General features: G+C 68.6%; 8 protein-coding genes and 1 pseudogene. 5 read left to right on the top strand and 4 right to left on the bottom strand.

Annotated elements, in window-relative coordinates; all coding sequences use genetic code 11:
• Positions 1-14: 14 nt before the first annotated feature.
• From HUA78_RS20020 to HUA78_RS20010, 3 genes and pseudogenes are all read left to right on the top strand, one after another.
• A pseudogene (locus HUA78_RS20020) lies at positions 15-17,597 on the top strand (non-ribosomal peptide synthase/polyketide synthase); the annotation flags it as partial.
• A 303-nt stretch (positions 17,598-17,900) separates the two neighbouring features.
• Entirely contained in the window at positions 17,901-18,713 is an 813-nt protein-coding gene (locus HUA78_RS20015) for a GNAT family N-acetyltransferase (RefSeq protein ID WP_174476933.1), read from the top strand.
• Between the two features lie 55 nt (positions 18,714-18,768).
• The gene (locus tag HUA78_RS20010) at positions 18,769-19,503 is read left to right on the top strand and encodes an iron-containing redox enzyme family protein (protein WP_174476932.1); all 735 of its coding nucleotides are present in this window, start codon (positions 18,769-18,771) and stop codon (positions 19,501-19,503) included.
• Between the two features lie 61 nt (positions 19,504-19,564).
• Here HUA78_RS20010 and HUA78_RS20005 read toward each other — a convergent pair whose 3' ends face one another.
• Positions 19,565-20,659, bottom strand: coding sequence for a helix-turn-helix transcriptional regulator (locus HUA78_RS20005; protein ID WP_174476931.1), 1,095 nt, complete (start codon positions 20,657-20,659; stop codon positions 19,565-19,567).
• 404 nt (positions 20,660-21,063) lie between these two features.
• On the opposite strand from HUA78_RS20005, the gene HUA78_RS20000 reads away from it, so the two are divergent.
• Entirely contained in the window at positions 21,064-21,417 is a 354-nt protein-coding gene (locus HUA78_RS20000; RefSeq protein WP_305798532.1) for a DoxX family protein, read from the top strand.
• A gap of 106 nt (positions 21,418-21,523) precedes the next feature.
• Positions 21,524-22,432 carry an alpha/beta fold hydrolase gene (locus HUA78_RS19995; protein WP_217441636.1) on the top strand — a complete coding sequence of 303 codons (909 nt, stop codon included), beginning with the start codon at positions 21,524-21,526 and terminating at the stop codon, positions 22,430-22,432.
• A gap of 170 nt (positions 22,433-22,602) precedes the next feature.
• Here the strand turns inward: HUA78_RS19995 and HUA78_RS19990 are convergent, their stop codons facing one another.
• From HUA78_RS19990 to HUA78_RS19980, 3 genes are all read right to left on the bottom strand, one after another.
• Complete coding sequence (locus HUA78_RS19990; RefSeq protein WP_174476929.1) at positions 22,603-23,421, bottom strand: helix-turn-helix domain-containing protein; 819 nt, start codon at positions 23,419-23,421, stop codon at positions 22,603-22,605.
• A gap of 384 nt (positions 23,422-23,805) precedes the next feature.
• Positions 23,806-25,347: an alpha/beta hydrolase gene (locus tag HUA78_RS19985; RefSeq protein ID WP_174464528.1), complete on the bottom strand. Its 1,542-nt coding sequence runs from the start codon at positions 25,345-25,347 to the stop codon at positions 23,806-23,808.
• Positions 25,348-25,527: 180 nt separating this feature from the next.
• The gene (locus tag HUA78_RS19980) at positions 25,528-26,304 is read right to left on the bottom strand and encodes an AraC family transcriptional regulator (protein WP_174464529.1); all 777 of its coding nucleotides are present in this window, start codon (positions 26,302-26,304) and stop codon (positions 25,528-25,530) included.
• Positions 26,305-26,377: the final 73 nt, after the last annotated feature.

Raw genomic sequence — 26,377 nt, 5'->3', positions numbered from 1 at the left:
GCTCCTCCCGCTCCTCCGTCCCCATCGGCAGGCCCGTCGCCAACACCCGCCTCTACGTCCTCGACTCCCTCGGCCAGCCCACTCCCATCGGCGTCCCTGGTGAGCTCTTCATCGGCGGCGTCCAGGTTGGCCTCGGCTACTGGCGCAAGCCCCAGCTCACCGCCGAGCGCTTCATCCCCGATGCGTTCTCCGACGCTCCCGAGGCCCGCCTCTACCGCACCGGCGACGTCGCTCGCTGGCTGCCTGACGGCACCCTCGAGTACCTCGGCCGCTCCGACTTCCAGGTCAAGCTGCGCGGCTTCCGCATCGAGCTGGGTGACATCGAAGCCGCTCTCCTCTCTCACCCCTCCGTCCGCGACGCCGTCGTCCTCGTTCGCGAGGACGTCCCCGGCGACCAGCGCCTCGTCGCCTACGTCACGGGAGACGCGGAGCCGTTGACGGCTGAACTGCTGAAGACCCATCTCCAGCCGCGCCTGCCCGAGTACATGGTGCCGTCGGCCTTCACGCACCTGGGCGTGCTGCCGCTGTCTCCTAGCGGCAAGGTGGACCGAAGGGCCCTGCCCGCTCCGGAGGCGCCCGTCGCGCAGCCCGGCAGGTACGTGGCGCCCCGGACACCGCTGGAGGAAACGCTCGCCACGCTCTTCGCGCAGGTGCTCGGCATCGAGCGCATCGGAATTCACGACGGCTTCTTCGAGATGGGCGGCCACTCGCTGCTCGCCACGCAGGTGGTCGTCCGCGTCCGGGGCGCGCTGGGCCTGGAGCTGCCCCTGCGCACGTTGTTCGAGGCGCCCACCGTGGCCGCGCTCGCGGCGCGTCTGGATGCCCGTTCCCAGGGCACGAGCCCGAGCGGGGAGCAACCGCCCCTGGTTCGCGTGGACCGCACGGGACGACTCCCGCTCTCCTTCGCGCAGCAGCGTCTGTGGTTCCTGGATCAGCTCCAGCCGGGCATGGCGCTCTACAACATGCCCGTGGCGCTGCGCCTGTCCGGGCGCCTGGAGCACACCGCGTTCGAACGAGCCGTGGACGAACTGGTGCGCCGCCACGAGTCCCTGCGCACCACGTTCCGCGTGGTGGAAGGCGAGCCTCATCAGCTCATCCACCCCGCCCTGCCCGGAAACCTCCGGGTGGTGGACCTCTCGGGCCGGTCCGCCGAGCAGCGAGCGGAAGAGACGACGCGTCTCGCGATGGAGGACGCGAGCCTTCCGTTCGACCTCGCCTCGGGTCCCCTCATGCGCACCACGTTGCTGGTGCTGGAACCGAACGAGCGCGTGCTGCTCTTGTGCATGCACCACACCATCTCCGACGGCTGGTCCCAGACGGTGCTGGTGCGCGAGCTGGTCCAGCTCTACGAGGCTTTCCGCCAGGGCCTTCCGTCACCGCTGCCGGAGCTGCCGATTCAGTACGCGGACTATTCCCTCTGGCAGCGCGACTGGCTCCAGGGCGCGACGCTCCAGACGCAGCTCGACTGGTGGAAGGGCCGGCTCTCGGGTGCCCCGGGCATGCTGGACCTGCTCACCGACAAGCCTCGCCCGGCGGTGCTCTCGCACCAGGGCGCCAGCATCCCCCTGAGCCTGTCACCCGCGCTCAGCAACGCGCTGGAGGCCCTGGCTCAGCGTGAACGCGTCACGCCCTTCATGCTGTTGCTGGCCGGGTTCCAGACCTTGCTGCACCGGTACTCAGGGCAGGACGACATCCTCATCGGCTCGCCCATCGCGGGTCGCCACCACGCCCGGACGGAGGGCCTCATCGGCTTCTTCGTCAACACGCTGGTGCTGCGCGCCCGCTTCGATCCGGACCTCACTTTCCGGGGCCTGCTGGCCCAGGTCCGCGACATGACGCTCGGGGCCTACGAGCATCAGGACATCCCCTTCGAGCGGCTGGTGGAGGAGCTTCAGCCGACGCGTGACTTGAGCCGCACTCCGCTGTTCCAGGCCCTCTTCGCCCTCCAGAACATGCCGACCGCGGAGATGGCACTGCCCGAGCTGACGCTGCGAAGCGTGGACGTGGAACACACCGCCAGTCGCTTCGAGCTGGAGCTGGCCCTGACCCGAACGACGGAGGGCTACAGCGGAATCCTGTCCTTCAACACGGAGCTGTTCGAGCGCTCCACCGCCGAGCGCTTCGTGGCGCACCTGCTGCGCCTGCTGGAAGCGGCGGTCGCCGAAGCCGACGCGCCGCTCTCCGCCCTCTCTCTGATGACGGAGGCCGAACGCCAGCGCGTCCTCGTCGAGTGGAATGACACCCGCGCGGACTACCCGTCCGAGGCCACCCTGCCCCTGCTGTTCTCTGAGCAGGTCCGGCGTACGCCCGAGGCCATCGCCCTCCAGTTCGAGGGCCAGCACCTCACCTATGCGGAACTCGACGCGCGCTCGAACCAGCTCGCTCGACACTTGCTGTCCCTGGGCTTGGGGCAGGAGCCGCGCCTCGCCGTGTGCATTCCGCGGAGCCTGGAGCTGTACGTGGCGCTGCTCGGCATCCTCAAGGCCGGCGGCTGCTACGTCCCGCTCGATTCGAGCCATCCGTCGCGGCGCATCGCCTTCATGCTCGAGGACTCCAGCGTCGCCGGTGTCCTCACCGTGAGCTCCGTCCAGGGCGTGATTCCCTCCGGGCCCTGGCCCGTGGTGGTGCTCGACACCGACTCTCCCCTCATCGCGAGTCGGTCCTCGGAGCCGCTCTCCGTACCGCTCTGCTCGGACAACCTCGCGTACGTCACGTACACGTCGGGATCCACTGGCACACCCAAGGGCGTGGCCATCACCCATCGGGGCGTGCTGCGACTCATCTTCGGCGCGGGCTTCGCGTCGCGTGAGCCGGGCGAGGTCATCCTCCAGGTGATTCCGCTGACGTTCGACCCTTCAGCGCAGGAGATCTGGAGCGCGCTGCTTTCGGGAGCGCGGCTCGCCGTGTATCCGCCGGGGACGCCGGAGGTGACGGAGCTGGCCCGCGTCATCGACGAGCACCACGTCACCACCGCGCAGCTCGCCAGCGCCCTCTTCGACGTCATGCAGCGGCATGAACCGGAGGCCCTGTCCCGACTGCCCCGGCTGTGGGTGGGTGGCGACGTGCTGCCCGTCCCCACGGCTCGCGAGCGGCTGGCTCGAGGGCTCTCGCTCACCAACGTATACGGCCCCACGGAGGCCACCGTGGTGACGACGCTGCAGGTGCTGTCACCGGGCATGCCCCTGGGCGACTCCATCCCCATCGGCCGCCCCATTCCGAACACCCAGGTCTACGTCCTCGACGCCTCGCTGCGGCCTGTCCCGGTGGGCGTGCCCGGCGAGCTGTTCATCGGAGGCCCGGGCCTCGCGCGAGGCTACCAGGGACGTCCCGCGCTCACCGCCGAGCGCTTCGTTCCTCATCCCTTTTCCACCACGCCCGGCGAGCGCCTCTATCGCACGGGAGATCGCGTGTGCTGGACGCAGGACGGTGTGCTCCGCTTCCTCGGACGCATCGACCTCCAGGTGAAGTTGCGCGGCTTCCGCATCGAGCTGGGTGAAATCGAGTCCTCCCTCCGCGCGCATCCCGAGGTGCGCGAGGTGGCCGTCGTCATTCGGGAGGACGTGCCCGGCGACAAGCGCCTGGTGGCCTACGTCGCCACGACCGACGGCAGCGCTCCCTCCGGCGAGGACCCCAAGGCGTGGCTGCGGCAACGGCTGCCCGAGTACATGGTGCCCGCGCACGTCATGTACCTGTCCGCGCTCCCTCAGACGACGCATGGCAAGGTGGACCGCAAGGCCCTGCCGGTTCCGGAGACGTCCGTGACGACGACACCGGAGGATGCGGCACCGCGAAGCCCGCTGGAGGCCCAGCTCGCGACCATCTGGGCGGAAGTCCTGCATCGCGACACCGTGGGCCGCCACGACAACTTCTTCGAGCTGGGCGGCCACTCGCTCATGGCGACGCAGGTGGTGTCGCGCATCCGCGCCGCGCTGGGCGTGGAGCTTCCGCTGGCCAGGCTGTTCAGCGCACCCACGGTGGCGGAGCTGGCGGCGAAGCTCGGGTCGGCCACGAAGGTGAAGGCCCCGGCCCTCACGCGCGTCCCGCGCACGGACGACCTGCCGCTGTCGTTCGCCCAACAACGCCTGTGGTTCATTGACCAGCTCGAGCCGGGGTCCACGCTGTACAACAGCCCGCTCCCCCTGCGCCTGGAAGGCACGCTGGATGAGCGCGCCCTCCGTCAAACCTTCGACGAGCTGGTCCGGCGCCACGAGTCGCTGCGCACCACGTTCAGTTCCGATGCGGGCCAGCCCGTCCAGAAGATCAGCCCCGCGACCGTCGTGCCCGTGCAGAAGGTGGACCTGTCGGACATGGACTCGGAGGACCTGCGCACCGCGGAGGCCTACCGGCTGGTGAACGAAGAGGCCCGTCGTCCGTTCGACCTGGCACGCGGCCCGTTGCTGCGGACGCTGTTGCTGAAGCTCCGGCCCCAGGAGCACATCCTGGTCCTCCACGTGCACCACATCGTGTCGGACGGCTGGTCGCTCGGCGTGTTCGTGCGCGAGATGACGGCGCTGTACGAGGCCTTCCGTCGAGGGCTCCCGTCGCCGCTTCCGGAGCTGTCCATCCAGTACGCGGACTACGCCGTCTGGCAGCGCTCATGGTTGCGAGACGACACGCTCACGGAGCAGGTCGGCTGGTGGAAGCAGCAGTTGGAAGGAGCGCCCTTCGCGCTGGACATGCCCACGGACAAGGCGCGTCCGGCGGTGTTCAGTCACCGGGGCGCCCTCGTCGATGTGCGCCTTCCGCTGAAGCTCTCCCAGGCCGTGGAGGCGCTGGCGCACAAGGAAGGCGCCTCGCCCTTCATGGTGCTGCTGGCCGCGTTCCAGACGTTGCTCCACCGGTACTCGGGGCAGGATGACATCCTCGTCGGCTCGCCCATCGCCAACCGCAACCTGGGGGACACGGAGGGGCTGATTGGCTTCTTCGTGAACACGCTGGTGCTGCGCGCGCGCTTCGGCCCGAAGCAGGGCTTCCGCGAACTGTTGGCGCAGATGCGCGACAGGACGCTGGGTGCGTACGAGTACCAGGGCGTTCCCTTCGAGAAGATGGTCGAGGAGCTCCAGCCGCGGCGCGACGCGAGCCGCACCCCGTTGTTCCAGGCCATGTTCACGCTCCAGAACGCGCCGCTGCCGGAGATCGTCCTGCCGGAGCTGTCCGTGTCTCCGGCCGACCTCGACGAAACGGGCCTCGCTCTGGTCGAACTGGGGCTGGACCTGACCCGAACCCCCGAGGGCTTCAACGGTGCCTTCAGCTACAGCACCGACCTCTACGAGCCCGCGACGCTGGAGCGCTTCTCCCTGCACTTCCTGATGTTGCTGCGAGCCATCGTCGCGCAGCCGGAGACGCCGCTGTCGGAGCTGCCGTTGCTGTCACCGGAGGAGCGCCAGCAGTTGCTCCTGGAGTGGACGGGCGAGCGCGAGGAGCTGCCCGCGGATGCGCGCATCCACGCGCTCATCGAGGCGCAGGTGGCCAGGACTCCCGACGCGGTGGCGGTGGTGTCGGGCGAGGACTCCGTCACCTATCGCGAGCTGGAGGCCCGGGCCACGCGGCTGGCGCGGCGCCTGCGCGAGCTGGGTGTCGGCCTGGAGACGCGCGTCGCCGTGTGCATGGAGCGCTCGGTGGAGTTGCTGGTGTCGCTGCTCGGTGTGCTCAAGGCCGGTGGCGCCTACGTGCCGTTGGACCCGGAGTACCCGGCGGAGCGACTGGCCTTCATGTTGGAGGACAGCGGCGCGCGCGTCGTGGTGTCGCGCGGACCGGCGCGCGAGAAGCTGGGAGACCTGGCCGGGCGCGACTGGCTGGACGTGGACACCGTGCCTCGCGAGGGTGACGTGGCGGCGCTCACGGTGGACGTGCCTCCGGAGGCGGCGGCGTACGTGCTGTACACGTCCGGCTCGACGGGGCGCCCCAAGGGCGTGGTGGTGCAACACCGCTCGTTGGTGAACTTCACGCGGGCGGCGTGGAAGACCTATCCCGTGGAGCCGGGCGACCGGATGCTTCAGTTCGCGTCCATCAGTTGGGACACGAGCGCGGAGGAGATCTATCCCTGCCTCACGCGAGGCGGGACGCTGGTGCTGCGCACGCCGGACATGTTGGACGCGCCGGCGGTGTTCCTCGCGAAGTGCGAGGCGGCGGGTGTGACGCAGCTCAACCTGCCCACGGCGTTCTGGCACGAAATCACCGCGAGCCTGGAGGAGGGCCGCGCCCGTTTGCCGAAGCAGCTCAAGTGGGTGGTGATTGGCGGTGAGCGCGCGGCCCCCGAGCGATTGGCCGCATGGCGGCGCGGCGCGGGCACGGCCATTCCCCTGCGGAACACCTACGGGTTGACCGAGGTGACGGCGGTGGCCACGGCGGTGGACCTGATGGCGGTGAGCAACGACGAGGGCGCGCGGGAAGTGCCCATCGGTCGACCGCTGACGAACGTGACGACGTACGTGCTCGACAGTGCCTTCGAGCCCACACCGACGGGCGTGGTGGGCGAGCTGTACATCGGTGGCGAGGGCGTCGCGCGCGGCTACCTTGGACGCGCGGACCTGACGGCGGATCGCTTCACCCCCAATCCCTTCGGCCAGGGCGAACGGCTCTACCGCACGGGCGACAAGGCCCGCTGGAAGCGGGACGGGGGCCTGGAGTACCTCGGTCGAGGCGACACGCAGGTGAAGCTGCGCGGAGTCCGCATCGAGCTGGGTGAAATCGAAGCGGCGCTCCGCGCGGTCCCCGAGGTGCGGGACGCGGTGGCGCAGGTGCGTGAGGACGTCCCCGGTGACAAGCGCCTGGTGGCGTACGTGGTGCCCTCCGGGGCGACGCAGGACGCGGTGCCGGAGCTGGACGTGCTGGCCTTGCATGACCAGCTCCAGCGGCGGCTGCCCGCGTACATGATGCCGGCGGCCTTCGTGCCGCTCGCCGTGTTGCCGCTCACGCCCAACGGCAAGGTGGACCGCAAGGCCCTGCCCGCGCCGGATGCGAACCTCCACCGCGTCACCCGCGCGCACGAGCCGCCCGCGACGCCCATGGAGGAGCGACTGGCGGAGCTGTGGCGCGAGTTGTTGCGAGTCCCCACGGTGGGCCGTCGCGACAACTTCTTCGAGCTGGGTGGCCACTCGCTGATGGCGACGCGCTTGGTGGCGCGCGTCCGCGACGAGTTCAGCGTGGAGCTGGGGCTGCGAGCCTTCTTCGAGTCCCCCACGCTGGCGGGGCTCGCGGAGCGCCTCACCAGCGCGACGTCGAGCAGCTCCCTGCCGGAGCTGGGACGGCGTCGTGGACAAGGCTCCGTGCCCCTGTCCTTCGCGCAGCAGCGTCTGTGGTTCCTGGACCAGCTCCAGCCGGGTACGTCGCTCTACAACATGCGCGTGGCGCTGCGCCTGTCCGGACGTCTGGAGCACACCGCGTTCGAACGAGCCGTGGACGACCTGGTGCGCCGCCATGAGTCCCTGCGCACCACGTTCCTCGCGGTGGAAGGCGAGCCTCATCAGGTCATCCACCCTGTCCTGCCCGGAAACCTTCGGGTGGTGGACCTCACGAGCCGGTCCGCCGAGCAGCGAGTGGAAGAGACGACGCGGCTCGCGATGGAGGACGCGAGCCTTCCGTTCGACCTCGCCTCGGGGCCGCTCATGCGCACCACGTTGCTGGTGCTGGAGCCGAACGAGCACGTGCTGCTCTTGTGCATGCACCACACCATCTCCGACGGCTGGTCCCAGGCGGTGCTGGTGCGCGAGTTGGTCCAGCTCTACGAGGCTTTCCGCCAGGGCCTTCCGTCTCCGCTGCCGGAGCTGCCGATTCAGTACGCGGACTACTCCCTCTGGCAGCGCGACTGGCTCCAGGGCGCGACGCTCCAGACGCAGCTCGACTGGTGGAAGGGCCGGCTCTCGGGTGCCCCGGGCATGCTGGACCTGCTCACCGACAAGCCTCGCCCGGCGGTGCTCTCGCACCAGGGCGCCAGCATCCCCCTGAGCCTGTCACCCGCGCTCAGCAACGCACTGGAGGCCCTCGCTCAACGTGAGCGCGTCACTCCCTTCATGCTGTTGCTGGCCGGCTTCCAGACCTTGCTGCACCGGTACTCGGGGCAGGACGACATCCTCATCGGCTCGCCCATCGCGGGTCGCCACCATGCCCGGACGGAGGGCCTCATCGGCTTCTTCGTCAACACGCTGGTGCTGCGCGCCCGCTTCGCTCCGGACCTCACGTTCCGGGGCCTGCTGGCCCAGGTCCGCGACATGACGCTCGGGGCCTACGAGCACCAGGACATCCCCTTCGAGCGGCTGGTGGAGGAGCTTCAGCCGACGCGTGACTTGAGCCGCACTCCGCTGTTCCAGGCCCTCTTCGCCCTCCAGAACACGCCAGACGCGGAGATGGCACTGCCGGAGCTGACGCTGCGAAGCGTGGAGGTGGAATACACCGTCAGTCGCTTCGAGCTGGAGCTGGCCCTGACCCGAACGCCGGAGGGCTACAGCGGAGGACTGGCCTACAAGACGGACCTGTTCGAGCGCTCCACCATCGAACGACTGGGGGCGCACCTGTTGCGCCTGCTGGAAGCAGCCGTCGCCGACGCGGACGCGCCGCTCTCCACCCTGTCGCTGATGACCGAGCCCGAACGCCAGCGCGTCCTCGTCGAGTGGAATGACACCCGCGCGGACTACCCGTCCGAGGCCACCCTGCCCCTGCTGTTCTCCGAGCAGGTCCGGCGCACGCCCGAGGCCATCGCCCTCCAGTTCGAGGGCCAGCACCTCACCTACGCGGAACTCGACGCGCGCTCGAACCAGCTCGCTCGACACTTGCTGTCCCTGGGCTTGGGGCAGGAGCCCCGCCTCGCCGTATGCATTCCGCGCGGCATGGAGCTGTACGTGGCGCTGCTCGGCATCCTCAAGGCCGGCGGCTGCTACGTCCCGCTCGATTCGAGCCATCCGTCGCGGCGCATCGCCTTCATGCTCGAGGACTCCAGCGTCGCCGGTGTCCTCACCGTGAGCTCCGTCCAGGGCGTGCTGCCCTCGGGTGCCTGGCCCGTGGTGGCGCTCGACACCGATGAGGTGCGCATCGCGACCCAATCCGAGGCTCCGCTCTCAGTACCGCTCTGCTCGGACAACCTCGCGTACGTCACGTACACGTCGGGCTCCACCGGCATGCCCAAGGGCGTGGCCATCACCCACCGGGGCGTGCAGCGGCTCATCGCCGGCATGGGTGTCTCGTCTCGCGAGCCCGGCGAGGTCATCCTCCAGGTGACTCCGCTGACGTTCGACCCCTCAGCACTGGAGATCTGGAGCGCGCTGCTCACGGGAGCGCGGCTCGCCGTGTACCCGCCGGGGACACCGGAGGTGGCGGAGCTAGCCCGCGTCATCGACCAGCACCACGTCACCTCCGCGGTGCTCGCCACAGCCCTCTTCGACGTCATGCAGCGGCACGAGCCGGAGGCCCTGTCCCGACTGCCTCGGCTGTTGGTGGGAGGCGACGTACTGCCCGTCCCCACGGCTCGCGAGCGGCTGGCGCGAGGGCTTGCGCTCATCAACGCGTACGGCCCCACGGAAGCGACCGTGGCGGCGACGCTGCAGGTGCTGTCACCGGGCATGCCCCTGGGCGACTCCATCCCCATTGGCCGCCCCATTCCGAACACCCAGGTCTACGTCCTCGACGCCTCGCTGCGGCCCGTCCCGGTGGGCGTGCCCGGCGAGCTGTTCATCGGAGGCCCGGGCCTCGCGCGAGGCTACCAGGGACGTCCCGGGCTCACCGCCGAGCGCTTCGTGCCGCATCCCTTCTCCACCACGCCCGGTGAGCGCCTCTATCGCACGGGAGACCGCGTGTGCTGGACGCAGGACGGTGTGCTCCGCTTCCTCGGACGCATCGACCTCCAGGTGAAGTTGCGCGGCTTCCGCATCGAGCTGGGTGAAATCGAGTCCTCCCTCCGCGCGCATCCCGAGGTGCGCGAGGTGGCAGTCGTCATTCGGGAGGACGTGCCCGGCGACAAGCGCCTGGTGGCCTACGTCGCCACGACCGACGGCAACGCTCCCTCCGGCGAGGACCCCAAGGCGTGGCTGCGGCAACGGCTGCCCGAGTACATGGTGCCCGCGCACGTCATGTACCTCTCCTCCCTGCCGCAGACGACTCACGGCAAGGTGGACCGCAAGGCCCTGCCGGTTCCGGACGCGTCTGGCTTCGACACAGGGAGTCCGCACGAGCCGCCCGCGACGCCCATGGAGGAGCGACTGGCGGAGCTGTGGCGCGAGTTGCTGCGAGTCCCCACGGTGGGCCGTCACGACAGCTTCTTCGATCTGGGCGGCCACTCGCTGATGGCGACCCGACTGGTGGCGCGCATCCGCGACGAGTTCAGCGTGGAGCTGGGACTGCGAGCCTTCTTCGAGTCCCCCACGCTGGCGGGGCTCGCGGAGCGCCTCACCAGCGCGACGTCGAGCAGCTCCCTGCCGGAGCTGGGAAAGCCTCGCGGCCAGGGCATCGTGCCCCTGTCCTTCGCGCAGCAGCGCCTGTGGTTCCTGGATCAGCTCCAGCCGGGCACGTCGGTCTACAACATACCGGTGGCGCTGCGCCTGTCCGGGCGCCTGGAACCCACCGCGTTCCAGCAGGCCGTCGACGAACTGGTGCGCCGCCACGCGTCGCTGCGCACCACGTTCCGCGCGGTGGAAGGCGAGCCTCATCAGGTCATCCACCCCGCCCTGCCCGGAAACCTCCGGATGGTGGACCTCACGAGCCGGTCCGCCGAGCAGCGAGCGGAAGAGACGACGCGGCTCGCGATGGAGGATGCGAGCCGTCCGTTCGACCTCGCCTCGGGTCCCCTCATGCGCACCACGCTGGTGGTGCTGGAGCCGAACGAGCACGTGCTGCTCTTGTGCATGCACCACGCCATCTCCGACGGCTGGTCTCAGACGGTGCTGGTGCGCGAGCTGGTCCAGCTTTACGAGTCGTTCCGCCAGGGCCTCCCGTCACCGCTGCCGGAGCTGCCGATTCAGTACGCGGACTATTCCCTCTGGCAGCGCGACTGGCTCCAGGGTGAGACGCTTCAGACGCAGCTCGACTGGTGGAAGGGCCGGCTCTCGGGAGCAGCCGGCATGCTGGACTTGCTCACCGACAAGCCTCGCCCGGCGGTGCTCTCGCACCAGGGCGCCAGCATCCCCCTGAGCCTGTCACCCGCGCTCAGCAACGCGCTTGAGGCCCTCGCTCAACGTGAGCGCGTCACGCCCTTCATGCTGTTGCTGGCTGGGTTCCAGACCTTGCTGCACCGGTACTCGGGGCAGGACGACATCCTCATCGGCTCGCCCATCGCGGGTCGCCACCATGCCCGGACGGAGGGCCTCATTGGCTTCTTCGTCAACACCCTGGTGCTGCGCGCCCGCTTCGCTCCGGACCTCACGTTCCGGGGCCTGCTGGCCCAGGTGCGGGACATGACGCTCGGGGCCTACGAGCACCAGGACATCCCCTTCGAGCGACTGGTGGAGGAGCTTCAGCCGACTCGTGACTTGAGCCGTACTCCGCTGTTCCAGGTCCTCTTCGCCCTGCAGAACACGCCAGACGCGGAGGTGGCACTGCCGGAGCTGACGCTGCGAAGCGTGGACGTGGAACACTCCGTGAGTCGCTTCGAGCTGGAGCTGGCTCTGACCCGAACGCCGGAGGGCTACAGCGGAGGACTGGCCTACAAGAAGGAGCTGTTCGAGCACTCCACCATCGAGCGACTGGGGGCGCACCTGCTGCGCCTGCTGGAAGCGGCCGTCGCCGAAGCCGATGCGCCGCTCTCCTCCCTGTCGCTGATGACGGAGACCGAACGCCAGCGCGTCCTCGTCGAATGGAATGACACGCGCGCGGACTACCCGTCCGAAGCCACCCTGCCCCAGCAGTTCTCTGAGCAGGTCCGGCGCACGCCCAAGGCCATCGCCATTCAGTTCGAGGGCCAGCACCTCACCTATGCGGAACTCGACGCGCGCTCGAACCAGCTCGCTCGACACTTGCTGTCCCTGGGCTTGGGGCAGGAGCCGCGCCTCGCCGTGTGCATTCCGCGCGGCCTGGAGCTGTACGTGGCCCTGCTGGGCATCCTCAAGGCTGGTGGCTGCTACGTCCCGCTCGACGCGGCGCATCCGTCACGGCGCATCGCCTTCATGCTCGAGGACTCCAGCGTCGCGGGGGTCCTCACCGTGAGCGCGATCCAGGGCGTGCTGCCCTCGGGTACGTGGCCCGTGGTGGCGCTCGATACCGACGGGGGACGCATCACGAGCCAGTCCGCGGAGCCGCTCTCCGTGCCGCTGGCGTCGGACAGTCTCGCGTACGTCACGTACACGTCGGGCTCCACGGGAACGCCCAAGGGCGTGGCCATCACCCACCGGGGTGTGCTGCGCCTCGTCTCCGGCATGGGCTTCGCGTCTCGCGAGCCTGGCGAGGTCATCCTCCAGGTGGCTCCACTGACGTTCGACCCGACGGCGCTGGAGATCTGGAGCGCTCTGCTCACGGGAGCACGGCTCGCCGTGTACCCGCCGAGCACTCCAGAGGTGACGGAGCTGGCCCGCGTCATCGACGATCACCACGTCACCACCGCGTTGCTGGCCACCGCCCTCTTCGACGTCATGCAGCAGCATGAGCCGGAGGCCTTGTCCCGCCTGCCCCGGCTGTGGGTGGGTGGCGACGTGCTGCCCGTCCCCAGGGCTCGCGAGCGGTTGGCGCGTGGGCTCTCGCTCACCAACGCGTATGGCCCCACGGAAGTCACGGTGGTGACGACGCAACAGGCGCTGACACCGGGCGAGCCCCTGGGCGACTCGGTTCCCATCGGCCGCCCCATTCCGAACACCCAGGTCTACGTCCTCGATGTGTCGCTGCGGCCCGTCCCGGTGGGCGTGCCCGGCGAGCTGTTCATCGGAGGCCCGGGTCTGGCGCGCGGCTACCAGGGACGTCCGGCGCTCACCGCCGAGCGCTTCGTGCCGCATCCCTTCTCCACCACGCCGGGAGAGCGGCTCTATCGCACGGGAGACCGCGTGTGCTGGACGCCGGACGGCGCGCTCCGCTTCCTCGGACGCATCGACCTTCAGGTGAAGGTGCGTGGCTTCCGCATCGAGCTGGGCGAAGTCGAGTCCGCCCTGCGCGCACATCCCGAGGTGCGCGAGGTGGCCGTCGTCGTCCGGGAGGATGTGCCCGGCGACAAGCGACTGGTGGCCTACGTCGTCACGGCCGACGGCAAGGCCCTCACCGGTGAGGAGCCGAGAGCGTGGCTGCGGCAACGGCTGCCTGAGTACATGGTGCCCGCGCACGTCATGTACCTGTCCGCCCTGCCGCAGACGACGCACGGCAAGGTAGACCGCAAGGCCCTGCCGGTGCCGGACGCGTCTGGCTTCGACATGGGGAGGGCGCACGAGCCGCCCGCGACCCCGTTCGAGTCGAGACTGGCGGAGCTGTGGACGGAGCTGCTCCAGGTCCCCCGCGTGGGCCGTCACGACAGCTTCTTCGAACTGGGCGGCCACTCGCTGATGGCCACCCGACTGGTGGCGCGCATCCGCGCGGAGCTGGGCCTGGAGCTGGGCGTCCGTACACTCTTCGAATCCCCCACGCTGGCGGGGCTCGCGGAGCATCTCCAGCGCGGGCTGTCCATGGAACGAGGGCTCGCGGTGCTGCCGCCGCTGGTGCCCGTGCCGCGAGGAGGCGCGCTCCCGCTGTCCTTCGCGCAGCAGCGATTGTGGTTCCTGGACCAGCTCCAGCCCGGACAGGCGCACTACAACATCCCCTGGGCGCTCAAGCTCCTGGGCACGGTGAACCTGACGTCGCTCCAGCGTGCCTTCGACGCGCTGGTCCAGCGTCACGAGTCACTGCGCACGACCTTCACGATGGAAGGCGGCGAGCCGCGACAGGTCATCCATGCGACGGCGACTCCGCCGTTCCACGCGGTGGACCTGACGAAGCTGCCTCCCGAGCAGCGTGAGGCCGAAGTGCTCCGCCTCTCCACGGAGGACGCGCTCCGTCCGTTCGACCTGGCCGCGGGTCCCCTGCTGCGAGTCACCGTGCTGCACGTCACGCCGACGGAGCACGTCCTGCTCGTGTGCATGCACCACATCGTCTCGGACGGTTGGTCCATGGGCGTGCTGGTGCGTGAGCTGACCCAGCTCTACGAGGCCTTCCAGCGAGGAGCGCCGTCGCCCTTGCCGGAGCTGCCGGTGCAGTACGCCGACTACGCGGTGTGGCAGCGAGGCTGGCTCAAGGGTGAGGCCTTGAGTGAGCAACTCGGGTGGTGGAAGCGTCACCTCGATGGCGCCGCCCCTGCGCTGGAGCTGCCCACGGACAAGCCTCGTCCGGCCGCGCTCTCGTCCCATGGCGGACTGGCGTCCCTGCGACTGTCTCCCGCGCTGAGCGACGCGGTGGACGCGGCGACCCGCCGCGAGAAGGTCACGCCCTTCATGCTGCTCCTGGCCGCGTTCCAGGCCCTGCTCCAGCGGTACTCGGGACAGGACGACGTGGTGGTCGGCTCGCCCATCGCGGGCCGTCGACATGCACAGACCGAGGGCATGCTGGGTGTCTTCATCAACACCCTGGCGCTGCGCGCGCGCTTCACGCCGGAGCTGACCTTCCGAGGTCTGCTGGCCCAGGTGCGTGACACGACACTCGGCGCCTATGAGCACCAGGACCTCCCGTTCGAGCGACTGGTGGAAGAACTCCAGCCCGCGCGGGACCTGGGCCGGACACCCCTGTTCCAGGCCATGTTCGTGCTCCAGAACGCACCGACTCCCGAAGTCGCGCTGTCGGACCTGACGCTCAAGAGCGTGGACGTGGAGCACAGCTCGACCAAGTTCGAGCTCAATCTCCACATGGTCCGAGCGACCGACGGCTACCGGGGCGGTCTCGTCTTCAGCACCGACCTGTTCGAGCCGGCCACCGCCGAGCGCCTCATGCACCACTTCCAGCACCTGCTGGAGCGCGCGCTCGCCACGCCGGATGCTCCGCTGGCCACGCTCTCGCTGCTCACGGATGACGAGCGGAAGCGACTGCTCCTGGACGCCCCCTCGGTCGAAGCGAGTGTGCAGCCGGGGCATCCCTTCCATCGCCTCTTCGAGCAGCAGGCCGCACGGACTCCCGAAGCCCCCGCGCTTCGCTGCGAGGACCAGGCGTGGAGTTACCGCCAGCTCGACCAACGCGCCAATCAGCTCGCGCATCATCTGCGCGCGTTGGGTGCCGGGCCGGATGTGCCCGTGGCCCTGTGCCTGGAGCGTGGCGTGGAGGTGGTCGCCGCGCTGCTCGCGGTCCACAAGGCGGGAGCGGCCTACGTCCCGCTGGAGCCGTCACAGCCCGCGGCGCGCCTGCGCGGCCTCGTGGAAGAAGTGTCCGCACCCATCGTCGTGACGGAGGCGCGCCTCGCGGGTGCCTTCGACGGACTCGACGTCCGGTGCGTGCGGATGGATGAGGACGCGGCGCTGCTCGCGAACCAGCCTGTCCACGCGACGGGAGTCGAAGTCGGCCTGGAGCACCTGGCCTACGTGCTCTTCACGTCGGGCAGCACGGGTCGGCCCAAGGGCGTCGCGGTGCCGCACGGCCAGCTCATGAGCTACGTGCACGCGGCCATCGACCGGCTGCGGCTGACCGAGTGCTCGAGCTTCGCGATGGTCTCCACCTTCGCCGCGGACCTGGGCAACACAGTGCTGTTCCCCGCGCTCGTCACGGGTGGGCTGCTGCACGTGTTGACGCAGGAGCGGGCACGAAGCCCGGAAGGAGTGGCCGAGTACTTCCAGCGCCACGCGGTGGACTGCGTGAAGATCGTCCCGTCGCATCTGGCCGCGTTGCTGACGGTGCCGGAGCCGCGACGTGTCCTTCCTCGCAAGCGACTGGTGCTGGGCGGCGAGTCGTCGTCGTGGGCCCTTCTGGAGAAGGTCCACGCGCTCGCGCCGGAGTGCGAGGTCTTCAATCACTACGGGCCGACGGAGGCGACGGTGGGTGTCCTCGCGGGGCGGGTGGAGCTGCCGCCCGGTGACAAGGCCCCCGCGCAGGTCCCGCTCGGTCGGGCCTTGGGACAGACACGTCTGTACGTGCTGGACGCGGGCCTGCGGCCCGTCCCCGTGGGGATGCCCGGCGAGCTGTACGTGGGTGGCCCCCAGGTGGCCCGAGGCTACTTCGGGCGTCCCGAGCTGACGGCGGAGCGCTTCCTCGCGGACCCGTTCAGCACGGCGAGCGAGGCACGCATGTACCGCACGGGAGACCGGGTCCGGTGGCTCGCGGATGGCCGCATGGAGTTCATCGGACGCATGGACTTCCAGGTGAAGGTGCGCGGCTTCCGGGTCGAACCGGGCGAAATCGCCGCGGTCTTGCGCGAGCACGAGTCCCTGCGAGACGCGGTCGTGGTGACGCGAGACGATGGCGCGGGAGACAAGAGGCTCGTGGCCTACGTCGTGGCCTCGACGCCGCCCGCGCCGGATGTGGCCACGCTGAGAACATGGCTCCAGCAGCGCCTGCCCGAGTACATGGTGCCGTCCGCCTTCGTCGCCCTGCCCGCCCTGCCGCTGACGCTCAACGGCAAGGTGGACACGAGGGCCCTGCCGGAACCGTCCGTCGACGCGTCCGGAACGGAGTCCGCGCTGCCGCCGAGGACACCTCTGGAGCTGCGGCTGGTGCGCATCTGGGAAGAGGTGCTCGGAGTCCGCGCCGTCGGAGTCCGCGCCAACTTCTTCGAACTGGGGGGTCACTCGCTGATGGCCGTGCGCCTCATGGCGGCGGTGAGCGAGGCGGTGGGCCGCCCGGTTCCGCTGGCCGCGCTCTTCCAGGCGCCCACGGTGGAGCAGCTCGCGGTCCTCCTCAGCGACAACGCCCCTCTCACCCCCTCCACCGTGGTGCCCTTCGGAGCCCCGCGCCCTGGCGGGAAGACGCCGTTCTTCTGCGTGCACCCCGTGGGAGGCAACGTCCTCGCCTACGCCGAACTGGCCCGTCGACTCGGAGCGGAGCGTCCCTTCATCGGCCTCCAGTCGCGGGGCGTGAACGGGGAAGCAGCACCGCGAGGCACCGTCGAGGAGATGGCCCAGGCCTACGTGACGGCGATGCGTGAGGTCCAACCCTCGGGGCCCTACCTGTTGGGAGGCTGGTCGCTCGGCGGCGTCATCGCCTACGAGATGACCCAGCAGCTCCGCGCGCAGGGGGAGCAGGTGGAGCTGCTCGCGCTCATCGACAGCTACGCCCCGGATGTGACGCGGGCCCAGGAGCCGTCGGAGTTGGATCGGTTGCAGGTGGTCGGCATGTTCGCGAGAGATTTGCTCGGGGCGTCGCTGACGAACCTCGCTCTCGACTTCGGCGCGCTCGCGGCGCTGGAGCCGGACGCGGTCCTGGAGCACCTGCTCGCGGCGGGCACCCAAGCGGGAGTCCTTCCTCCTGGAACGGACCCCGAACAACTGAAGGCCCTGCTGCGGGTGTTCGAGGCGAACCTGGGTGCCGCGCGTCGCTACGTGGCGAAGCCGCTGTCCACGCGCGCGGTGCTGTTCAAGGCCACCGAGCACGACGCGGAGCTGCCCACGGATGGCGGCTGGTCCGCGCTCATCGGTGAAGGACTGGAGCGTCACCCGGTGAAGGGAGACCACTACGGACTGCTGCGTGAGCCCGGCGTGCAAACCCTGGCCGAGCGATTGCGGGATGCGCTGAAGTCCTCGCGCTGAGCAGGCACGTGAGGTGGCTGCCGCGACACGGACATGGAGGTCCGACGCGGCAGCCACGTGAGGACTCGCTTCCACTGCGTCATGTGCATGTTCTCCATTCGTTGTGGGCTCTGAACCCGTCAACGGCTTGGAGAGACCTGGACGCCGTTGTGATGGGGCGAACTGTTACCCGCTGGAGCGGAGCACGTGCGCAGCGGCTCGCGAGGCCTGTCTCGGGGCCGCGGTCGAACTCGAGCCACCCGCGACGAAAGGACGTGCGAGGGCGGTGAGACACCGGCCCGCTTCGCTACCAGGAGAGTACCCATGACGTGCAGGCAATGGCGCTGGCGTGTTGCCGCGACCCAGCGGGAGCTCGATGACGTGGCTCGCATCCGCTGGGCTGTCTTCGGCGGAGAACTGGGATTGCTGCCCGATCAGTCCGCGCTGTCTCGGCGGGAGGTGACGTGCGTCGACACGCTCGACACCACGGTGCATGTGCTCGTCCATGCCGGCGACGAGCCGGTGGCGACCATGCGAGTCGCGTTGCCCAACGCGGAGGTGGCGGCGAACCTGGGTGGGAAGGTGGGGCTCGAGCTGGAGCAGCGAGTGGACCTCTCGGGTCTGCTCCAGCCGGGAAGGCTGTTCGCGGAACCCTCGCGCTTCTGCGTGTTGCCGAAGTGGCGGCGCTCGGAGGCCGTCACGTGGCTGCAGGCGGGCATGTACGCGGAGAGCCGGCGGCGCGGAGTGACACACTGGATTGCTTCCGCGAACCTGGAGACTGACTCGCCCGAGGACGCGCTCCTCTCCTGGCAGGTGGCGGCCCACCGGGGATGGCTGAGTCCTCACTGGCGCGTGGCCGTGACCGACCCGTGTAGGGCCCCGCTGCAGCCTCGCAGTCCCTTCTACACGCCCGAAGAACGGGCACAGGCGGCGCAGGGGCTGTTGGACGGACTGCGGCTGCCCAGGGCGCCCTCGCTCTTCGCCAGGACGATGGGGGCGCGCTTCATCGCGGAGCCGCTCTACGACACGTATTTCCAGTGGTTCACGCTGCCGCTCGTCATGGCGCTCAATGAAATCCCGGCGGACTCCGTGGCGCGATTCCACGCGATGGAGAACGACGTGAGTCCCACCGCCTAGACCGGAGCGGTTGCTCCCTTCCTTTCACCTTCAACACGCGGCGACCGGGAGCCCCATGGGCACCGGACAGGAGACGTACGTGCGAACACAGGCGAAGAATCACGCGGGAACGACTTGGTTGGTGGAGCTGGACGCGGAGGCGCGAGGGCTGGTGGCGGCGGTGGATGCGCGGCCCGACGGCCACCGCCTCTTCGAGGGCTCCCTCGATACGGCGGGCTACATCCACTACCTCGTCCAGACGTACCACTACGCCCGATGGAGCACGCCGATCCTCGGCGAGGCGGGCGAGCGGCTGAAGCGGCTGGGCCGGCACCCGGAGCTGGCGCAGTTGCTGATCCAGAAGGGAGAGGAGGAACGGGGGCACGACCGGTGGTTGCTGTCGGACCTGAAGAACCTGGGGTGCTCGGAGGAGTCCGTGGAGACGGCGGCGCGGAGCCCGGCGGTGGAGGCCTATACGGGGTGGAACTTCTTCACGTCCCGCGCGGGCGTGCCGACGGCGGTGTTGGGGACCGCGTACGTGCTGGAGTACCTGTCGCAGACGCGGGCGGGCGTGTGGGCCAGGCGACTGAAGGAGGTTTCCGCCATTCCCAACATCCACAAGTCCGTGACGTTCCTGCGCAGCCACGGGGCACTGGATGGCGACCACGTGGCGGAGATGGCGCGGCTCCTCGGACGACTGACGGAGCCGGATGACCAGGAGGCGATCCTCTTCTCGGCCCGCATCGCCCGGAGCGTCTACCCGTGCATCTTCCGGGAGGGCGGAGCCTCCACCCTACCCCTCGCGGGGTAGAGACAACCGCACACAGGCTGGGGGAACCTCCCGTTCGAACCCTGGCCTTCGGGAGGACGCCTCACACGGGCCTGTTGAGGAGGGCTGCCTGGTAGAGGAAATCGGCGCGACCATCGACGCCCAGTTTGCCGAAGAGGTTTCGCACGTGGGTCTTCACCGTCTGGCCCGAGATCTTGAGCTCATCGGCGATCTGTCCGTTGGACCAGTTTCGAAGCACACCCCTCGCGATATCGAGCTCGCGGGGCGTGAGCTCGCGCTGCATGTGCAAGGGGAGCGGGATGGAGTGGGGAAACTCGGTCAGCAGGAGGGCCCATTGGCGGGGGCCGTCACTGGCGGGCAGCTCGACGAACCGGCACGTGCGGTAGCCCTCGGGATGATTGATGACCCATAAAGTCTTTCCGAGCCGCGAGTCCAAGTCCATCCGAGCCAGGGCGTCCAGTCGCTCCTTGAGGACGCGAGGGAGGCCGGAGGCGTGTACGTCCGAAGGGGTGAACCAGCGCTCCAGCAGGGCCGTGGCGTGCGGGGAGCGGAATACCTCACGCGTGGGAGGCTCCAGGATGAGGAAGGCGGAGTCCTTGCGTTGGAAGAGCTCCTGGAGCAGTTGGGTGCGGGCGGTCAGGTCCTGGTAGTCCTGGCAGTTGCCCACGGAGTTGGCCAGGTGCCTGGTGAGGCTGGAGAGCGCGGTGATGCTCTGGGAGGAGAAGGCGGACCGCGTGTGCCGGTAGAACGCGAAGGCGCCGACGACGCCGGGGCGGATGGGCACGAGGACGGCCATGATGTGTTCCAGCGGCAGCGCGAGCTCCACGCTGCGTTGGTAGACGAGGGTTCGTTCGTACTCCCCGCGGGAGAGAAGCTGCGTGTCGCAGGTGGGCACTTCGGGCTGGGCGAGGATGGGGGCCCGGAGGAAGTCATGGTCGACCAGTCCGGCGTACTCCTTGAGTATCGGGATGGGGTGGCCGGGGACGTGCCATCGGAAGTCGAGCGAAGGCGCGACGCGCATGAGGCACAGGGCCATGGAGTCGGCCTGGACGAACTCGAGAAGCGGCGCTCGAGTCGCTTCAAGGACCTCCGGAAGGGACCGCGAACCGCCCAGGGCCACGGTGACTGTGTCCCGGACCCTGAGCTCGCGAGAGTTGAAGTCCCGTGGGTTGAACATCCGCCGCTCCTTGGCAGGCAACCCCGTGAGGTATGCGGGGCTGTCCCCCGTCCTTAGAGCCGGACTGAAAATCTGTCCCTCGCCCTTCGGGGCAATTGACGGAACCCTGGCAGCGCTCCTTCCACGCACAACGCCATTCCAGTTCGGAGCCCCTTCGAGTTGGAGGCGAGTGATTGAGCATTGAAGAGAGCAGGTCAATGAATTCGTTCAAGACCCATGGCGGGCCAACGAATACTTCTTTGCGGCCAGCCGATGATTTCGGTGGGGCTGGCAAGTCCATGCATCGAGACCGATTACCCCCTCACGGAGCCCCCTTGACCGCAGTCCACGCCGCTTCGTCCTCTTCCGTTTCACCCCCCCACTCTGCCGGTGCTTCAAAGAAAGCCCTGTGGACGGGGCGCATCTTGAGCGGCCTCGCCGTCCTCTTCCTGATCTTCGACGCCGTAGGCAAGGTGCTCTCCGCGCCGCAGTTCGTGGAGGGCACCCTCCAGCTCGGCTACCCCGCGAGCGTCGTCGTAGGACTGGGAGTGCTCCAGCTCGTGTTCCTCGCGGTGTACCTCGTCCCGCGCACCTCGGTGCTCGGCGCGGTGCTGTGGACAGGCTACCTGGGCGGCGCCATCGCGACCCACGTTCGAGTCGAGAGCCCGCTCTTCACGCATGTGCTCTCCCCCGTCTACTTCGCGGCGTTCCTGTGGGTCGGGCTCTGGCTGCGCAATGAGCGATTGCGCTCCCTCCTCCCCTTTCGTGAGGCGCAGTGAGTCGGGGGCGGCGAATGGCGCAGCCAAGGCCACTCCGAAGAACTCGCAAGCAATCGCTGGTTTTCAACTGAGACATTCAACTCCGCAGGGACTTCAAGAAAACCCCATGAAGACAATGAACAGGTTCACGCTCGCTGTGATGGCCATCCTCTGCTCGACCCTCTGGGTGACGGGATGCGACTCTGAAAACCCGCCCCCCAAGGCCCCGGAGAATCGCACCCCGGGCGCCTACGCGTCGGTGAACGGCATCAATCTGTACTACGAGCTTCATGGCACCGGCAGACCGGTGGTGCTGCTCCACGGTGGATTGTCTACCATCGATACGACGGAGCCCTTTCTGTCGACGCTCGCCCGGAGCCGGCAGGTCATCGCGGTGGAGCTCCAGGCCCATGGCCGCACGGCGGACATCGATCGCCCGATGAAGTACGAGCTGATGGCGGACGACATCGCTGCGCTCATCAAGCACCTTGGGTTCGAGAGCGCGGACGTCTGCGGCTTCTCCCTTGGAGGCGGCGTCGCGATTCAGCTGGGCATCCGGCATCCGAGCGTGGTGCGCAAGCTGGTAGTCGTCTCGGCGCCCTTCAAGAGCAACGGCTGGTACCCCGAGGTCCGGGCTGGGATGGCCTCCATGGACGCCGACGCGCTGGCAGGCTCTCCCCCGCACGAGGCCTATGTCAGGGTTGCGCCCAGGCCGGGAGATTGGCCCGTGCTGGTGTCCAAGCTGAGGCAGCTGCTGGCTGGGGAAGAGTATGACTGGACGGACACCCTTCGAACCCTCAAGGCGCCGACGCTGATCGTGGCCGGGGACACCGACAACATGCCTCCAGCCCACCTCGTCGAGATGCTTGGAGTGCTGGGCGGCGGTAAGGCAGACGGCGCGATGGGCAACCCGCCGAGCTCCCGCCTGGCCGTGCTGCCGGGTGTGAGCCACTGGAGCATCCTGACTCGGACGGATCTCCTGGAGCCCATCGTCCCGGCGTTCCTCGACGAGCCGATGCCGGCCGCAAAGCCCTAACCTCCGGAGAATGCATGTCATTCAAAGCGTGTCTCGACTCCATCAAGGAGAAGACGGGCACTGACTGGAGGACTTCGCCAGGCTTGTCGCCAAGCAAGGACTGACCAGGCACGGAGAAATCGTGGCCTGGCTCAAGGATGTGGAGCCGGGCCCGACGCCGCCCCAACGCGTCAGTAATACTCTTCCGACTTGAAGAAGCGGTTTGGCGCGCATCCTACAGCGGCCCGAAATTCACGGTGGAAGTGAGATTGATCGCAATAGCCAGCGTCGAGGGATAGCCGCGACAGGCTCATGCCCGGTCGGTAGGAGTCGACGACCTGGCGCAACCGGATGATGGACGCAAGGTGCTTGGGTGACGTGCCGACGGTGCGGCGGAAGCGCTTCTCGAACGCGTCCTGGCTGATGTGGAGTGACTTGGCGAGCGCGCCAATCCGAAGCGAGCCGTGAGCCGCGCGGATGGCGCGCACTGCCGCTGCGACAATCCGATCGGGCTCCCGAGGCCTCAACCGTGCGCACAAGAACTGCTCCACAAGCTCCGACCGCTCCGTGGCATTCTCCGAATCCGCTATGCGGGACGAGAGGCGATCCACATCTGCGCGTGGCACCAGATCGTCGAGTGCCTGAATCGTATCAAGGAACTCGTGCAAGGGCTCCGCGAAGAACTGCGCGGCCCCTGCCTCTTTGAACGTCACGAGGACGTTCCCCCCGTTCGCCGAGGCCCGTATCCGGCGCACGATGGAGCCCATGCCTGAGATGGCGCTGCTTGGGAGCTTGCGCTCGGAGCTCCCCTGAATCTGGCTCGCGGAGCCCCTGAAGGCGATGCCGAGAGTGATGCCGGGGTCGGGAAGCAACGTGCGCGTCCCTTCCTGGCCTCCCTCGAGCACCATGATCGAACGCACGAAGGGCGCCAGTTGCTCGCCAGGCGCGAACAGCCTGACAGAAGGCACGAACGGCATCATTTGTTCGCTGGGAGGGAACAGCCTCGGCATGACACATGCTCATGGCACCAAGGGCGCCACGGTTCAACGAAAATGCCAAGACCCGCTCTGCTTCGCCAGCTCAGACACTGAAGTCGCCTCACCCTCGCGGTTCTCGCTCGGCAGCGTGTCTCCAGCGAACAATTCGTGACGAAGCTGCTTTGCTTTCCTTGTCTGAGAAAGCGCAGTCCTCCATGACGATCATGAGCATGCGGTACGCCCGATGACAGACACTTCGGTCACGAAGCCGCACTGCTTGCTCGACGCCATCAAGTGTAGCGTGCCATGCGGGTTGGTAGCACGCGCCCCTGGATTCAAAGCCGGTCCACTCGCCAGAGCGCATGCCCCCAGTCCTGGGCCCGGTACGCAGTCAGCGGCCCTCCTCGGCTCCTCCGCCTAGGGGCCCGACGGCTTTTCGGGCGCCGGGAAAGCTGGCCGCCTGAAAGGCGGGGCGGGCAGCGTCACGTGGGTCGGTACCGCACGGGTGTCGCCGGTCTTGAGGAACTCGATGATTGCCGCCCGGGCGGCGGGCTGTTGATCGAGAAGGGCATAGCGAGCGCCGTGCCTGCCGCGGTGCACCAGGATTGTTCGGCTGTTCGGAAAATACGGCAGCATGCTCAGTGTGTTTTCGACGGGCGTAGACGTGTCCCAATCGCCGTGAATGAAGAGCACCGGGGTGGAACTCAACACCGGCACCCGCAGGTCGTCGCCCACGTCCGGGCTTGGCCAGACCGGCGCCGATGCGGTGTACGCGTCGAGTGCGCCCATGCCCAGGAGATCGCCGCCCAGGTCGGTTCGAAGCAGGTGCTCGCGGGCCGTCGTCACCCCCAGGCTCGTATCAATCAGCGGGCCGATGAGGGGAAATTGGTTGTCTTTGCTCTGCTTCACGAGCTCGCGCGCCCAGTCGTCATAGTGGCCATGATAGAGCGACAGAACGAAGGCCGGCCACACGTGGGCGGGCACGACGAGCGAGTCGCGAAGCTCTTTGAGCCCGAGCACCACATCTTGAACCCTCCCCGTCATCTCGTCCTTGACCTTGACCGTGATCGGCGCGCGCGCGAAGCGGTCGCGCACCGCACGCAACGCGGTCATGATGCCGCCCTTCGGCAGGTAGGGCGCGAGCCCGGGGTCTCGGTCGGCGTCGAAGGCGATGCGTTGAAGCGCCGCGAGGACGTGCGAGGGCATGTCGTACCCGAAGTCGAGCGGCTCGACGGCCGCCAACTGTGCGCGGGCCACGATTTCGGGGTGAAGCCGCATCACGGCGAAGGCCCACTGCGACCCGAAGCTCTCCGCGAATAGCGTGATCTTGTCATACCCAAGGGCCCGCCGCAGATCGTTCACGTCTTCGGCGCACTGAACGATGGTGTACCCGGCGAGGTCTTTGTCCGGGTGGGCCGCGATTGCTTCTCGGGCCGCCTTCACCATGTTCGCGGCGTCGGCCGACGGCGAACCCGGCCTGTCCAGGGGTCGCTGTGGCCAGGCGAATTCCAGCACTTCTCCGCGCTTCGAATAGCCGCGTTGGTCGACGACCACGACGTCGCCCGCGGCGCTGAGCCTTGCGAAGAGTTGGAGCAAATCCTGTCCGTAGGGGTCTCCGTCGACAAAGGCTCTGAGATTGCTGCTCCCGGGCCCGCCGGCCATGTCGAAGATTGGCGGAGCGCCGGTGGGCTGTGCCGCACGGATACGGGCGAACCCGATGCCGATGACGCGGCTGCCCGGGACGGCCCGGTTTTCTGGCACGTAGAGGGTGCCTATCTCGAACCGGACCGTCTCGCCCCCGGCCGTTTTCGCCGACGCGGTCTCCATCACCACCTCGCCGGCCTTGTGCGCGCTCGCGGCGTGGGCCTGCGAGGTGATGCTGGCGAGCGCGAGGGCCACGAACGCCCCGGCTGTACGACCGAACCACGTCGGTTCGATGCGCGCGATTGATTTCTCCATGGCGAAGCCCTCCTGGTGTGACGCGTGCGTTGGACTGGGCCCAGGCACCTCTCGAGCGAGGCGTGACCTAAGGGCCCGTCAGAAGGCTCACGTTACCCGCGGGCGTACTGCGGTTCTTGAACGCGATTAGGGAGGCTTGACGCGCGTCGTGGGCCGCGCCCCATCCGTCGCGAACGCGTCTCACGTCGGCGACTGCCGTCGCAGCGCCCCCGGCGGGGCGCCCCGCTCGAGGCGAATGGCCCTCGTCATATGACTCTGATCGGCAAAGCCGACCACCGCCGCCGCTTCGGCGAGCCCGACCCCGCGGTCGATGAACTCCAGCGCGCGAAACACGCGATGGGCGCGCAAATAGTGGCGCGTCGTCATGCCCCAGTGGGCGCGAAAAGATTGCGCGAGATGCACGGGGTGCGCGCCGACGACGCGCCCGAGTTCTCTCAGCGTTGGCGGCCGGACCATGTTCGCCACGAGGAGCTCGCGTGCCTCGTCGAGCCAGGCTGGCGGGCGCGGTCGGCGCATTTCATTGAGCGTGTGCAGAATCATGTGGGCCGCATCACGTACGAGACGGCTCCGGCGCGAGCGGAGCTCGCCGAACGCCCGCACCAGGTGCCCTCCGAGTTGCAGGGCGGTAGCGGGATCGAGGCGGGGCGGGTCGATTGCGGCGCGCGCCCGTCGGTCGTCGGGGTCCATCTGGACGAACAGCAAGCGAGCGCCCTGCGCGTGGTATTGGGTTTCGTGAGGGCGATAGGGTCGACGCGTGAAGAGGGCGAGCGGCGTGTGGCTCTCGAGCTCGAGCCCGGCCCGTTCACTGCCCCCGCCCGCCAGCAAGACGCCGAGTTTCGCCGTGTCGTGCGTATGCGTAGGCAAGACGAGCGCGGGCGCGTGACGCACCTCGATGACACGCAGCCCGTCGATTCGCATCTCGTCGTCGATGACAGCGTAGCCTTTGATATGGTTCATCGCACTGGCTCCCTAGAAGAGGCGCTTCGAAGCGTGGTTGGGCGAAGCTCGTGCGTGCGGGGTATGCGTCAGG

Source organism: Myxococcus sp. CA033 (assembly GCF_013336625.1).
GTDB lineage: Bacteria > Myxococcota > Myxococcia > Myxococcales > Myxococcaceae > Myxococcus > Myxococcus llanfairpwllgwyngyllgogerychwyrndrobwllllantysiliogogogochensis.
This window is presented reverse-complemented; position numbering and strand designations above follow the sequence as displayed.